The following is a 13,329-nucleotide window of genomic DNA, read 5'->3' as shown; positions in this document are numbered from 1 at the left end:
AAGTCGACCGCGGTCAGCAGCTCGTCCTCCGCCAACTCGGTGGTCCACATGCCGGTGAAGAACTCGTCGGCCGGGACGGTCCGCTCGCCGCGCGGCGACCGCGCGTGGATGCGGGCGCCGAGCGCCAGCGCGACCGCCGGGTACTCGGCGGCGGCGTCGGCGTGCGCGAGGGATCCGCCGATCGTGCCGCGGTTGCGGATCTGGAAGTGCCCGATCAGCGGGGTCGCGCGGGCGAGCAGCGGGACGTCGCGGGCCACCTCGGCGGACCGTTCGATCATGGCCTGGGTGGTGCAGGCGCCGATCCGCAGGACGCCGTCGCGGCGTTCGATGCCGCGCAGGCCGCCGATGCGGCGCAGGTCGACCAGGTGCTCGGGGACCGACAGGCGCAGCGCGAGCATGGGGACGAGGCTCTGCCCGCCCGCGATGATCTTGGCGTCCTCGCCGAGGTCCGACAGCAGCGCGACGGCTTCCCCGGCGTCGGTCGGCGCGTGGTAGTCGAAGGCGGCCGGTTTCATCGCGTCACCGCCCGTCCGTCCGCGGCGCGGACCAGCGCGACGATCGACTCCGGGGTGAGCGGCAGCCGGGTGATCTCCGCGCCGAACGGGGCGAGCGCGTCGGCGACGGCGTTCACCACCGCCGGGGGCGCGCCGATCGCGCCGCCCTCGCCGACGCCCTTGTAGCCGCCGGGTCCCGCCGCGGGCGTCTCGATGTGGCCGTACTCGATGGTCGGCACCTCCGCGGCCGTGGGCAGGAGGTAGTCCATGAACGTGGTGGCGATCGGGTTGCCCTCCTCGTCATATGCGAGGTGCTCGTACAGGGCGCCGCCGATCCCCTGGACGACGCCGCCCGCGATCTGCCCCTCGACGACGTTCGGGTTGATCATCGGGCCGCAGTCCTCGCTGACGATGTAGCGCAGCAGCGTGACCTGGCCGGTCACGACGTCCACCTCGCAGGTGCACAGGTGCGTCGCGTTGGCGAAGATTATCGGGTTGTCGGGGTGGTACCGGCCGCTGTGCTCCAGGCCGGGCGGCACCCCGGGCGGCAGGGCCTCGGGCTGGAAGTAGGCGGTCTCGGCGATCTCGGCCAGCGACACCTCCGCGTCCGGCACGCCGCGCACGCGCGCCCGTCCGCCGGTCAGCTCGATGTCGTCCGGGGCCGCCTCCAGCTTGTGCGCGGCGATCGCGGTGATCCGCTCGCGCAGCACCGCCGCCGTGACGCCGACGGCGCCCGCCGTCATCGACCCCGACCGGCTGCCGGCCGCGCCGCCGCCGAACGGGGTGATCGCCGTGTCGCCCTGGATGGTGCTGACGTCGGCGATGTCGACGCCCAGCTCGTCCGCGGTGAGCTGCACGACGGTCGTCTCGATGCTGTTGCCGCTCGATCCGCCCGAGACGTACACGTTGACCTTGCCGGACGGCTCGATGCGGATCGTCGCGCCCTCGGTGGCGTGCAGCGCCATCGCGGCGGTGGTGGGCTCGACGTAGGTGCAGGTGCCGACGCCGAGGTACCGGCCGTCGGCGCGGGCCCGCTCCTGCTCCTTGCGGAAGGCGTCGTAGTCGAGCATCTCCAGCGCCTGCTCGAACGTCTCCAGCGGCGTGACGTCGCTGTAGGGCATCCCGTTCGGGTTGGTGTACGGCAGTTCGTCCCGGCGCAGCAGGTTCCGGCGGCGCAGCTCGGCCGGGTCCATGCCCAGGCGGCGCGCCGCGACGTCCATCAGCACCTCGCGCGCCAGCGACTCCATCTGCCACGGGCCCCGGTAGGCGTTGAGCCCGGCGGTGTTGGAGAACACCGACGTCGACGTCCAGGTGCCCCGCGGCACCCGGTACGGCCCGGGGAAGAACATCCCGACGGCCGCGGCCGTCCCGACGGGCCACGGCGTCGGGTAGGCGCCGACGTCCTGCACGTAGTCGATCGCCGCGGCCGTGATCGTCCCGTCCGCTTCGAAGGCCAGGTGCACGTCGGCGTGCGAGTGCCGCGCCTGCCCGGCCGCCATGAGGTTCTCCCGGCGGTCCTCGATCCACTTCAGCGCGCCGGGCACCTTGCGCGCGGCCAGCATGACGCACATGTCCTCGCGCTGCGGGGCGACCTTCTGCCCGAAGCCGCCGCCGGTGTCGCGCATCACGACCCGGACGCGCTGCTCCGGCAGCCCGAGCAGCCGGGAGCAGAACAGCCGCACCTCGTGCGGCGACTGGGTCGCGGTCCAGATCGTCAGCTCGCCGGACGGCGCGGACCACTCCGCGACCATCCCGCGCGTCTCGATGGGCACCTGCGCGTACGCCTGCTGGTGGATCGTCTCGCGCACCACCAGCGCCGCCTCGTCGAAGACCGGGGCGAGGTCGTCCAGGGGCGGGCCGCCGAGCGTCCCGGCGACGTTCTCCGGGTACTCGGCGTGCACCGGCTCGCCGGATTCGCGCGCGGTCGCGTAGTCGGGGACCGGCGGCAGCGGCTCGTAGTCCACGAACACCAGCTCGGCGGCGTCCTCGGCGATGTAGCGGTCGGCGGCGACGACCAGCGCGACCGGGTCCCCGACGAAGCGGACCTCGCCCTCGGCCAGCGGCGGCCGCGGGGTGTCGGGGACGTCCTTGCCGATCAGGGTGTACCAGGCTTCCCGCACGTCCGGGTTCAGGTCCGACGCGGTGAACACCGCGTGCACGCCGTCGAGCGCGAGCGCCTCGGCCGCGTCCACGCCGGTGATCCGGGCGCGGGCGAGCGGGCTGCGGACGAAGCACGCGTGCAGCATCCCGGGCCGGACCACGTCGTCGACGTAGGTGCCGTGGCCGGTGAGCAGCCGCGGATCCTCCACCCGGGCCACCCGGGCGCCCGCGTAGCGCGCCGCGGCCGCCCGCACTCCGGTCACCGGCCCGTTCCGGCCGGTCGAGACGGGAAGTGAGCCATCCAGGGCCTCCTAGCGCACGATCCGGTAATGCCGTTCTCGCTCAGCGATGCTAAGCATCTGCACAGCATCGCCGCAATAGGTGGTCAGGGGTCACTTTCGGCGGAACGCGGCACATCGTGGGAAGACGCGGAGGATTCGTTGGCCGGGAGGTGGCGCGCGGTCGTGGATCATCCCCGGTGACGCCTGGGGAGGAGCGCCATGTGGCACGACATGATGACCGTCGGGATCCCGATCGCGGAGAAGGTGATCCGCACGGCCCTGGTCTACGTGGTCGTGCTCGCGCTGTTCCGCATCAGCGGGAAGCGCGGCCTGGCGAACCTGAACACCTTCGACATGGCCGTCGTGTTCCTGCTGTCCAACGTCGTCCAGAACGCGGTGATCGGACCGGACGACAGCCTGCTCGGCGGCGTGATCGGCGCCGTCACCCTGGTCCTGCTCAACGCCGCGATGAACCGCTGGCTCGCCCTCGACGAGCGCGTCGGCCGCGTGCTGGAGGGGACCCCGACGACCGTCGTCGAGGACGGCGAGTTCGACCGGCGGGCCGCGCTGCGCCTGTCCCTGCGCCGCGCCGAACTGGAGAACGCGGTGCGCATGCAGAAGGGCGACAAGCTGTCCGACGTCGCGAGCGCCTCCCTCGAACCGAGCGGGCAGCTCGTCATCGTGCTGAAGCCGACGGAGTCGAACGCCACCCGGGGCGACATCGCCCGCGTCGAGGACCGTCTCGCCGCCATCGAGGCACTCCTCCGGTCGCGCGGCCCCGGCTAGCCGCCGCGCCGCGTGCCGCGGCTCAGCCCGTCGCGGCGGGCTCCGCCGGGCGGCGCCCGAAGCGGCGCTGCAGGTCGCGGTCGATGTCGGCGTACTCGCGGTTCTTGGTCTCCGGGACGTAGCGGAGCACGAACACCAGGCCGGCCAGGGAGATCACCGCGAAGATCCAGAAGGTCGGGCCCTGGCCGATCGCCTTCGCGATCGGCAGGAACGCCAGGCTGACCACGAAGTTGGACGCCCAGTTGACGGTCGTCGACGCGCTCGATCCCGCCGCGTGGGCCCGCGTCGGGAAGATCTCGCCGATCATCGTCCAGAACACCGGCCCGAGCCCGGCCGCGTAACCGGCGATGTAGAGCACCATGCACACCAGCGACAGCCCCGACGACCAGTCGGCGGCGAACGCGAGGCCGAGCAGGGCCATGGTCACCGTCATCACCGCCAGCGACACCAGCATGAGCTTCCGCCGCCCGGCACGGTCGATGGCGCGCACCGCCACGATCGTCATCACCAGGTTGATGACGCCGATGGCGATCGAGTAGAAGATGGCGTTCGACGCCGTCAGGCCGGTCTGCTCGATGATCGTCGGCGCGTAGTAGATGATCGTGTTGATCCCGGCGAACTGCTGCAGGGCGGCGAGCCCGAGCCCGACCACCAGCGCCGGCCGGACGTGCCGTTCCAGCAGCGCCCGCGCACCCGCCTGATCCGGCTCGACCCGGCCCGCGTCCTCGCGCCTGCGCCGCTCGTACCGTTCGAGCAGCCGGTCGGCGGTCGCGGTGTTGGTGACCGACGCGACCAGCTTGCGGCACTCCGCGCGCTGCCGTGCTCCAGCAGCCACACGCCCGACTCCGGCAGGATCAGCACCGCGGCGACCACGATCACCAGCCCCGGGACCGCGCCGACCGCGATCATCGCCCGCCAGTCGCCGCCCCCGGAGAACGCGAGGTTCACCAGGTAGGCGACCAGGATGCCCGTCGTGATCATCAGCTGGTTGAGGGTCAGCAGGCGGCCCCGGATGCCCTTCGGGGCGATCTCCGACAGGTAGATGGGGACGGTCGCGGACGCCGCGCCGACCGCGAGGCCGAGGATCAGCCGTCCCGCCATCAGCGTCCAGTAGCCGGGGGCGAAGACGGCGACCACCGTGCCGAGGAGGAACGTCAGCCCCTCGGCTTCGAGCGCGCGCCTGCGGCCGAACCGGTCGGCGATCCGCGCCGCCGCCAGCGCGCCCGCCATCGCGCCGAGCACGAGCACGCTGACGACGCTGCCCTGCTGGAAGGAGTTCAGGTCGAAGTCGCTCCTGATGAACAGCAGCGCCCCCGAGATGACCCCGGTGTCGAAGCCGAACAGGAAGCCCCCGAACGCGATGAGGATCCCCCACGTCCAGATCTTGCGCAGGCCCGCGGACGGGATCTCCGACAGCGGGCCCTCCCGGTACGGCGGGACGCTGGAAGAGCCTTGCATTCTCGATATCCTCCGGGCTCGCCGGGCAGAGCCGACGCCGATCGTCCGACGACCTCCCGGGCTCTTCCCCCGGCCGCCGCGCGCGATCCCGATCTTTCGCAAAATGATCGTGACCTCGCGGCCGCACGTCCCCCGGCGCCCGCCCGGACGCCCGGACGCCCGGACGTCAGGCGGCGTCGTCGTCGCGGCGCGGCGGGACAGGGCGCCGGGCCACCACACGCGCGGGCCCACGTCCCGGACGAGCGCTGGCACCAGCAGCGAGCGCACGACGAGGGTGTCCAGCAGGACGCCGAACGCGACGATGAACGCGATCTGGACGAGGAAGGCGAGCGGGATGACGACGAGGGCGGCGAACGTCGCGGCGAGCACCACGCCCGCCGAGGTGATGACGCCGCCGGTCGTGGTCAGCCCGCGCAGCACGCCCGCGCGCGGCCCGTGCCGCAGCGACTCCTCCCGCACCCGCGTCATCAGGAAGATGTTGTAGTCGACGCCGAGCGCGACGAGGAAGACGAACCCGTACAGCGGCACCGACGCGTCCGTGCCGGTGAAGCCGAACACGTGCCGGAAGACCAGCGCGGACACCCCGAGCGTCGCCAGGTAGTTGAGCGCGACGGTGGCGACCAGCAGCAGCGGCGTCAGCAGGGAGCGCAGCAGCGCGACGAGGATCACCACGATGATCGCCAGCACGACCGGGACGATGACCTTCCGGTCGTGCTGCGCGGCGGCCTGCGTGTCGACCTGCTGCGCGGTGTAGCCGCCGACGAGCGTGCCGTCGAGGTGGTGCAGGTCGCCGCGCAGCCGCTCGACCGTCGCGCGGGCGGCCTCGCTGTCGGCGGCGTCGCTCAGCGTGACGTCCACGAGGGCGCGGCCGTCGACCACGAGCGGCTCGCCGCCAGGACCGCCCGCGGTGCGGGGGCTCGCCTCGGCCACCCCGTCCGGTGCGCTCGCCCGCGGCGACGGCCTGCGGCACCGTGGCGGCGCCGGTGAGGACGACGGCGGGGTTGCCCTGGCCGCCGGGGAAGTGCTCGTCCAGGGCTTCCTGCGCGGTCACCGACGGCGCTCCGCCGACGAACGTCTCGCTCAGCGGCACGCCGTCGGAACGCAGCTGCGGCATGAACGCCGCGCAGGCGACCAGCACGATCAGCGACCCCGCCCAGAGGCGGCGCGGGCGCCGGTCCACCAGCCCGGCGACGCGCGTCCAGACGCCGTGCCCGGAGCCCGCGCCGTCGTTGTGCGGCTTGGCGGGCCAGTAGGCCGCGCGGCCCAGCAGCGCGAGGACGGCGGGCAGGAAGGTGAGGGCGCTGAGCAGCGCGCAGCCGATGCCGATGGCACCGACCGGGCCGAGCGCCCGGTTGTTGGACAGGTCGCTGAGCAGGAGCGCGAGCAGCCCGGCGGCCACCGTCCCGGCGCTGGCGGCGATCGCCCCGGCCGACCCGCGCCACGCGGCCACGACCCCGGCCAGGCGTCCCGTTCCGGCGGCGAGCTCCTCGCGGTGCCGGGCCGACAGCAGGAGGGCGTAGTCGGTGCAGGCGCCGATCACCAGGATGAACAGGATGCCCTGCACCTGCCCGTCGACCGTCAGGACGTCCCGTCCGGCGAGCGCGTACACGATGGCGCAGGCCAGCGCCAGGGCGAACACCGACCCGAGGATGATCACCAGTGGCAGCAGCACGCTGCGGTACACCACCAGGAGGATCAGCAGCACGACGCCGACGGCGACCCCGAGGAGCAGCACGTCGATGCCCGCGAACGCGTCGCCGAGGTCGGCCTGCGTGGCGGCGGGGCCGCCGACGTACGCGCTTGTCCCGGGCACCCGTTCCGCCGTCTCGCGGATGCGGTCGACGGTCTCGGCGATGTGGTCGCCCGCGTCGGCGGGGATCTGCACGACGGCCTGCAGCGCGGCGCCGTCCCGCGACGGGATCGGCGGCGACGGCTCGCCCGCGATGTACGGATCGCCGCGCAGGGAGTCGAGGGCCCGCCCGGCGGCGGCACGCCGGTCGTCCGACACGCCGCCGCCGTCGCCGGTCGTCCAGACGACGATCGCCGGGATCGTCCGGTCCCGTTCGAACGCGGCCTGCTCCTCCAGGACCCGCGTCGATTCGGCGCCGGTCGGCAGGAAGGACGACTGGTCGTTGGTGGAGACCTCCCCGAGCCGGCCCGCGAACGGCCCGAGCACGCCGCCGACGACGAGCCAGGCGAGCAGGAGGACGACGGGGACGGACCAGCGGGCGATTCGTGGTGCGGGCATTTCCGTTCCTGGTTCGGGGACACCGGCGGGAGCCGTCCTGGACGCGCTCCGCTCGGTACGGCAACGGAAAGTTACCTCAATGATTGAGATAACGCTAATCTGGGGAGCGTGCCCTCACAGCCCTCGCGCCCCTTCCCGCCCCCGGACGATGCGAACCCGCCGGAAACCGGCACCGGCCTGCGGACCTTCGCGACGCTGCTGCGCCGCGTGAACTCCGAACTCGGCCGCGTCACCCGCGACTTCGCCCGCGACCACGACCTGCACCACTCCGACGTCCAGGCCCTGGCCGCGCTCCTCGACGGCATCGCCACGACGCCCGGCGGGTTGCAGCGGCACCTCGGCCTCACGTCCGGCGCCATCAGCGCCTGCCTGGGGCGGCTCGAACGCGGCGGGCACATCGAGCGCGTCCGCGACACCGCCGACGCCCGCGTCGTCCGGCTCCGCTACACCGACTCGGGCCGCGCCCTCGCCCGCGAGCACTTCCGGCCCCTCGCCCGCACGACCGAGAACATCCGCGGCGAGTTCGACGAGGCCGAACTGCGCACGATCGTCCGCTTCCTGGAATCGCTGGCCGAGGGCCTGAAGGCGGAGCGCGACGAGCGCTGAGCCCGGGTGCCGGACGGCCGACGCCGTCCGTCCCCGCCGGTCCGAAGACGTCGCGGCGGCCGCACCCCATTCGGCGTCCCGTTCGGCGCCCCCTTCACGCCGCGACGCCGCGCGACGCCACCGAGCCGCTTGTCAAGCGCTTTCTGGAATTGCTGGAAAAATGGCCCCCAAACCGAATCGCCGCACTTCGGGCGCGCGGATCGCGGCGGCGACCCGAATTGCGCGAGCCCGCGTCGTTCAGCAGACTGAACGCCGTAGATCGGTCCACTCCGGACCCGATCGAGAGGGGAGGTGATTTACGGCCACAGCACCGTAACCGAGAGTCCCGACCCCCGATCGTGCGCGGAAGCGCACTACAAGGAGACGTTTCTCCGTGAAGTTCAGCTACGCCATGCTCCCCGACTACCCGGTCGCGGAGTCGCTGGCCTCCATCAAGCTCGCCGACGAGCTCGGATTCCACGCGGTGTACGCGGCGGACGAGCCGTGGCACAAGGACCTGTGGCTGCTGTTCGCCGCCGCCGCGGCGAGCACCTCGCAGATCCGCCTCGGCCCGTCGGTGTCGGCGGTGACGCTGCGCGAGCCGTCCCTGATCGCGCAGGCCGCCGCGACCCTGGACGAGCTCACCGGCGGCCGCGCCGAGGTCGTCCTCGGCAGCGGCAACTTCGGGGTGCTCGCCCAGTACAAGATCGACTGGGCGCGGACCAAGCCGCTCACCCGGGTGAAGGAGGCCGTCGCGGTCGTCCGGACCCTGCTGGACGAGGGCACGATCACCCGCGACGGCGAGTTCTACTCCTACGACGGGCTGTTCACCTTCGCCCGCCCCGTCCAGGAGCGGCTCCCGGTCAAGATCGGCGCGATGCGCGGGCCGAAGTCGTTCGAGGCGGCCGGTGAGCTGTCCGACGGCGTGCACCACGCGCTCAGCTACTCGCGCGGCGCCTACGAGTACGCGGTCGAGCACTTCCGGGCGGGCGCCGAGCGCGCGGGCAAGGACTGGCGGTCGCTCGACATCGGCGCCTGGGTGGTGTTCGCGGTCGGGCCCGACTCGGCCGCCGCCAAGGAGTCGGCCCGCAGCATGGTCGGCCTCTACGCGTCGCGATGCCGCCCGAGCAGCTGGAACGCAACGGCGTCGACCCGGCGGACATGGTCCCGATCGTCGACGCCATCGGCGCCGGCGACCTCGCCAAGGCCATCGAGCTGACCACCCCGGAGATCACCGAGAAGCTGTCCCTGGCGGGCACCCCCGACGAGGTCCGCGCGAAGATCGAGAGCGAGATCGCGCCGACCGGCGTGAACCACATGATCTGCGCGATCACGGACCCGGGCCTGGTGAAGTCGTTCACCGGCCGCGAGCTGACCGGCGTCCCCGGCGTGGACGGCCAGCTCCGCCTGATCCACGAGCACCTGATGCCCGCGTTCCGGTGACCCGGGACGAGTGACGGCCGGGCGCCGGGACGGGACCGGTGGCGGTTCCGTCCCGCGCCCGCGCCCGGCGCCCGGCGTTCCGGCGCCCCTTCACCCCTTCGCGATCTACCGGCCGCGGCGCGGCCTGGTCACGCGAACGCCCGGCCCGGTCCGGCGGTCAGCGGGCCGAGGTCGACGGGTTCGTTCGTCCCGACGCCCGCCGCGTCGACGTGGCGCCGGACGAGTTCGCGGGCCTCGTCGAAGTGGGTCTGCTCGATCTCGAACGTGGGGCTGGCGTAGTAGCCGTCCCCGGCCTCCTTCGGGTCCGGATGGGGGTTGCGGTACATCTGCTGGGCCCGGTCGCGAAGTTCGAGCATGGTGGGGACGGCGAGCGCCATGTGCCGCGGGTGGCCGTCGAACGCCGAATGCAGGTAGCCGAGCAGCCTGGCGTAGGCGGCGTTGAACTCGACGGCCTCCCGGTACACCGCGCTCGTCTCGGCGAATCGCCGGTAGTCGGCCACCTTCGAGTCGCCGCGGATGGGGTAGGCGTCGTCCCACGTCACGTCCAGGAACGGGCCGCTGGGCGGTGTGGCGGGCACGTCGTGCGGGCCGTAGGCGCGCCCGGTGTAGATCTCGTTGAAGCGGAAGTAGTGGGCGATCTGGCGCTGCTCGCCGAAGATCCGGTCGTCGCTGGTGAAGATCGTCTCGTTGCTCCCCTCCCCCTGGTCGCTGATCACCTCGATCGCCTTCAGCGCCGTGGGCAGGCCGGTGACGGCGAACGCCTCGCCGCCGGAGTTGTAGAAGTCCTCGGGGCCGACCTGCCGCTCGCGCGGGCCGGTGAAGACTCTGGACGGGTCGCCGCCGTGCTTGTCGACGACGGCGAGGAGCCCGCGCCGGATCGCGTCGTAGAACTGCCCGATGGACGTCCAGCCGGACCGGTCGTCCGGGTCCGGCGTGAGCGATTCGGGCTGCTCGATCCGCAGGAACGTGCGCAGCGCGTCCGGGGAGAAGTGCTGCAGGCCGATGGCCGGGATGGTCTCGCTGCTGAACGGCAGCTTGGCCGGATATCTGGCCACGAACTGCGGATGCGCGACGTTCGGCCGCCCGCCCACCGCATTGAGCAGATTGGCGACGAGCGTCATGTGCAGCATCTCTTCCAGCACGACGCTGCGGATGGTGAAGTGCGCCGGGACGTTCGTGCCGGACCGGATCGTGTACAGGCCGGTCATGTAGACGGGAATGGTGAGGTGCTCGACTTCGAGCGCGGCCTGCAGATATGTCCGCAGTTCGGGAAGGGTCGACGGGATCTTGAAGCCCGCGTCGTGCAGGGTCATGGCGGTGATCATGATGTCGCCTCCTGCGGGGCCGGGGTCCGCTGCGCCGGGGGCCGCACGACGACCGGCCGGTGCAGCCCGGCCAGGTGCCGGTCGATGTGGTCGGCGCTGCGCAGCGCGAGGGCGGCCATGGTGACGGTCGGGTTACTGGTGCCGATGGACGGCATGGAGCCGCACCCCACCGCGTAGAGGTTCGGGTGGTCGTGCGTCCGCTGGAACGAGTCCACGACCGAGTCGGTCGCGGCGGTGCCCATGATGTGGGTCCCGGCGCCGTGCCCGGCCCCCCGGTAGGCCAGGTGAACCTCCTCGCCGCCGAACGTGCGGGTCAGGTGGCCGATGGGCGGGACGCCGTTCTGCGGCGCGTAGTTCGTGTGGTCGGCCGCGCCGAGCAGCCCGAAGATCCGGCCCGCGACGTGGTGCGCGGCGACCATCCCGTCGCGGACGTGGCCGTCGAGGTCGTAGGTGATGATCGGCCGCGGGTTGCCCATCGGGTCCCGGTGGCGGCGCGGGTCGATCGTCACCCGGTTGGTCGCTTCGGCGGACTGCTCGATCGCGATCTGCAGCTGGAGCTGCCGTCCGATCGCCGAACCCAGCAGCCGCCGCAGCTCGGGGCCGAACGTGCCGTCCGGCCGCACCTCGCCGCCGGGCGTGCCGCCGACGCCCAGCGCGGCGGCGACGTTGCTCAGCGGCGCCCCGGTCGCCCAGCTCCATCCCCAGTTGCTGAGCTCGATGCGGAACGGGGCGCGGTCGCGGCGTTCCGGGCCGAAGCGGAACACCTCCACGCCCGAGGTGTGGCCGGGACCGCGGTACGGGCCGACGGGCCCGTCGGCCTCCGCGCTCAGCGCCCACGCCAGCATCGTCGGGTGGTCCATCAGGTTCCGGCCGACCTCGCCGCTGGTGGTGGCCACCTCGGAGAACAGCATCAGGCGGGCGTTCTCGATGGCGTGCGCGGCCAGGACGACGACGTCGGCCTCCGCGGTGTACGGCTCGCTCACCGGGGTGGCCGGGTCGCCGTAGGACCGGTACTCCACGCCCCGGACGGTCCCGCCGCGCCCGTGCAGCACCCGCGTGACGACGCAGCGCGTGCCGAGGGTCACGTTCCCGTTGAACCGTTCCTGCACCCGCAGCGGGGACGACTTGGCCTGCACCGGGCAGATCGGGACGCAACTGGCGTTGCCCACGCAGCGTTCGCCGTAGTTCGGGAGCCCGGAGGCGCCGCTCGGCCGGAACCCCTCGCCGCCGTTGTAACGGGGGTCGGGCGTGCTGTTGCGCGCCTGCGGGAGGGCGGTCACCTTCAGTTCGCCCGCCTGCCCGCCCACCGGTTCCACGACCACTTCGCCGTCGAGCCGCTCGGCGCAGTAGCCGTCGATGTAGCTGCGCGGGATCCCGTGCATCGGGTAGACGTACGCGGGGTCGGCGACCACCCCGAGCCCGCGCTGCTCCGCGGCGTCGCCCGCCACGCCCATCGCCCGCTCGGCCCGCGCGTAGAACGGCTGCAGGTCCGCGGCGGTGAGAGGCCAGTCCCGTCCGTACCCGTAGTCGCGTCGCACGGCGAAGTCGTCGGGATGCATGCGCGGGACGGCTCCCAGCCAGTGCATCCCGGCGCCGCCGAGCGCACGCAGGTAGTCGGTGCCGTACGGAAGCGGGCCCTTCTGCACGAAGTAGCCGTCCGAGGTGAACTCCTTCCCGCCCGGCTCCGCCGGGCGGATCGGCGCCGTGTCCAGCACGTCGGGCGACGGCGCCGCCTTGTTCGGGCGGTACGCCGAGTTCGGCACCTTCGCCACCGCCGAGTAGAACGTGTCCAGCGAGTCGAGGTAGCCGGGCCAGGTCTCGGTGCCGCCGTTTCCGGCCTCGAGCACCAGCACCTGCCAGCCCCGGGCGCCGAGCTGCTCGGCGACGAGGCTGCCCGCCCAGCCGGCCCCGACGACGATGGCGTCGTAATGGCGGCGCGCCGCCGCCGACGCGGGGATCACGCTCATGTGCCGCCTCCCTGGGCGTCTTGCCGGACGGTTCCCTGCACGGTGTCGGCGGTCGCGACGGCCGACGGTGCGGTGCCGCGCGCGAGCAGCGGCCCGGGCAGCTTGTCCGGGGGCACCGCCACGAGCGTCTCCTCCCCGGCCGGGACGGCTCCCTCCCCGGGCTCGGGGATCCCGATCTCCGCGCGGAGTTCGGCGAGGGTGCTCGGCCGCGGCGGCCGCACGCCCCACGTCCCGAACCCGGGCGGTTTGGCCCCGGCCGGATGCCCGTGGAAGGTGCGCCAGACGAGGCCCTCGACGTACGCGCCCGGCGCGACGACGAACTCGGCGTTGGCCTGCTCCCGCCGCAGGTCGGCATGGGCGGCCGGAGCCAGCCTCGGCCACGCGCCGGAGTACCACAGGTACGTCACCGCGCGGGCGATCTCCAGTTGCGTCGGTGTCAGGAGTTCCACTCCCGCCCCGGCCTCGTAGGCCGCCTTCCACGCTTCCAGGAACTCGGCGAAGTGCTTCTCGCCCACCTGCGCGCGGGCGGTGTCCAGGTAGAGCTGCGCCATGCCCGTCCCGTACAGGTCGAACTCGGCGAAGCCGGTCAGTGGTATGCACAGTCGGACGAACTCGTGCGCGTCCGCAGAAATGGCCATGTCG

The 13,329-nt window shown here is 72.9% G+C and carries 10 protein-coding genes and 2 pseudogenes; 4 read left to right on the top strand and 8 right to left on the bottom strand.

Annotated elements, in window-relative coordinates:
- Positions 1-5: 5 nt before the first annotated feature.
- Together BJF79_RS67820 and BJF79_RS39195 are read right to left on the bottom strand one after the other, a co-directional pair.
- Positions 6-515, bottom strand: a pseudogene (locus tag BJF79_RS67820) (FAD binding domain-containing protein); the annotation flags it as partial.
- A complete protein-coding gene (locus BJF79_RS39195) occupies positions 512-2,857 on the bottom strand; it encodes a xanthine dehydrogenase family protein molybdopterin-binding subunit (protein WP_075905010.1) in 2,346 nt (781 codons plus the stop codon). The gene BJF79_RS39195 and the pseudogene BJF79_RS67820, both read right to left, overlap by 4 nt.
- Before the next feature lie 237 nt (positions 2,858-3,094).
- Here BJF79_RS39195 and BJF79_RS39190 point away from each other — a divergent pair, with 237 nt between their 5' ends.
- The gene (locus tag BJF79_RS39190; protein WP_075905008.1) at positions 3,095-3,661 is read left to right on the top strand and encodes a DUF421 domain-containing protein; all 567 of its coding nucleotides are present in this window, start codon (positions 3,095-3,097) and stop codon (positions 3,659-3,661) included.
- A 22-nt stretch (positions 3,662-3,683) separates the two neighbouring features.
- Here BJF79_RS39190 and BJF79_RS63740 read toward each other — a convergent pair whose 3' ends face one another.
- The 3 genes and pseudogenes from BJF79_RS63740 to BJF79_RS66065 form a co-directional block, all read right to left on the bottom strand.
- The gene (locus tag BJF79_RS63740; protein WP_262403235.1) at positions 3,684-4,316 is read right to left on the bottom strand and encodes an MFS transporter; all 633 of its coding nucleotides are present in this window, start codon (positions 4,314-4,316) and stop codon (positions 3,684-3,686) included.
- Positions 4,220-6,049 carry an MFS transporter gene (locus BJF79_RS66070; protein ID WP_316043531.1) on the bottom strand — a complete coding sequence of 610 codons (1,830 nt, stop codon included), beginning with the start codon at positions 6,047-6,049 and terminating at the stop codon, positions 4,220-4,222. The genes BJF79_RS63740 and BJF79_RS66070 overlap by 97 nt, the downstream gene beginning before the upstream one ends.
- A 289-nt stretch (positions 6,050-6,338) precedes the next feature.
- Positions 6,339-7,367: pseudogene (locus BJF79_RS66065) on the bottom strand (MMPL family transporter); the annotation flags it as partial.
- Positions 7,368-7,475: 108 nt separating this feature from the next.
- On the opposite strand from BJF79_RS66065, the gene BJF79_RS39175 reads away from it, so the two are divergent.
- The 3 genes from BJF79_RS39175 (at position 7,476) to BJF79_RS63730 (ending at position 9,395) form a co-directional block, all read left to right on the top strand.
- Positions 7,476-7,973, top strand: coding sequence for a MarR family winged helix-turn-helix transcriptional regulator (locus tag BJF79_RS39175; RefSeq protein WP_143220798.1), 498 nt, complete (start codon positions 7,476-7,478; stop codon positions 7,971-7,973).
- 373 nt (positions 7,974-8,346) lie between these two features.
- On the top strand, positions 8,347-9,171 hold the full coding sequence (locus BJF79_RS39170) for an LLM class flavin-dependent oxidoreductase (protein WP_262403230.1): 825 nt from the start codon (positions 8,347-8,349) through the stop codon (positions 9,169-9,171).
- Positions 9,114-9,395: a hypothetical protein gene (locus BJF79_RS63730; protein WP_262403229.1), complete on the top strand. Its 282-nt coding sequence runs from the start codon at positions 9,114-9,116 to the stop codon at positions 9,393-9,395. The genes BJF79_RS39170 and BJF79_RS63730 overlap by 58 nt, the downstream gene beginning before the upstream one ends.
- A gap of 128 nt (positions 9,396-9,523) precedes the next feature.
- Here the strand turns inward: BJF79_RS63730 and BJF79_RS39165 are convergent, their stop codons facing one another.
- Genes BJF79_RS39165 through BJF79_RS39155 form a run of 3 tightly spaced genes read right to left on the bottom strand, consistent with a single transcriptional unit; the run spans position 9,524 to position 13,325 of the window.
- Positions 9,524-10,720 (bottom strand): ferritin-like domain-containing protein, encoded by a 1,197-nt coding sequence (locus BJF79_RS39165; protein ID WP_075905006.1) that lies wholly within the window; start codon positions 10,718-10,720, stop codon positions 9,524-9,526.
- The gene (locus BJF79_RS39160) at positions 10,717-12,687 is read right to left on the bottom strand and encodes a GMC family oxidoreductase (protein ID WP_075905004.1); all 1,971 of its coding nucleotides are present in this window, start codon (positions 12,685-12,687) and stop codon (positions 10,717-10,719) included. The genes BJF79_RS39165 and BJF79_RS39160 overlap by 4 nt, the downstream gene beginning before the upstream one ends.
- Complete coding sequence (locus BJF79_RS39155) at positions 12,684-13,325, bottom strand: hypothetical protein (RefSeq protein ID WP_075905002.1); 642 nt, start codon at positions 13,323-13,325, stop codon at positions 12,684-12,686. The genes BJF79_RS39160 and BJF79_RS39155 overlap by 4 nt, the downstream gene beginning before the upstream one ends.
- Between the last annotated feature and the right edge of the window lie 4 nt (positions 13,326-13,329).

The sequence above is a fragment of the Actinomadura sp. CNU-125 genome (genome assembly GCF_001942465.1).
In the GTDB taxonomy this organism is placed as follows: domain Bacteria; phylum Actinomycetota; class Actinomycetes; order Streptosporangiales; family Streptosporangiaceae; genus Spirillospora.
This window is presented reverse-complemented; position numbering and strand designations above follow the sequence as displayed.

Excerpts from the sequence above, each read along its gene's own strand:
- BJF79_RS39190 (WP_075905008.1), top strand. The coding sequence starts at position 3,095 with ATGTGGCACGACATGATGACCGTCGGGATCCCGATCGCGGAGAAGGTG.
- BJF79_RS63730 (WP_262403229.1), top strand. The coding sequence starts at position 9,114 with ATGGTCCCGATCGTCGACGCCATCGGCGCCGGCGACCTCGCCAAGGCC.
- BJF79_RS39165 (WP_075905006.1), bottom strand. The coding sequence starts at position 10,720 with ATGATCACCGCCATGACCCTGCACGACGCGGGCTTCAAGATCCCGTCG.
- BJF79_RS39160 (WP_075905004.1), bottom strand. The coding sequence starts at position 12,687 with ATGAGCGTGATCCCCGCGTCGGCGGCGGCGCGCCGCCATTACGACGCC.
- BJF79_RS39155 (WP_075905002.1), bottom strand. The coding sequence starts at position 13,325 with ATGGCCATTTCTGCGGACGCGCACGAGTTCGTCCGACTGTGCATACCA.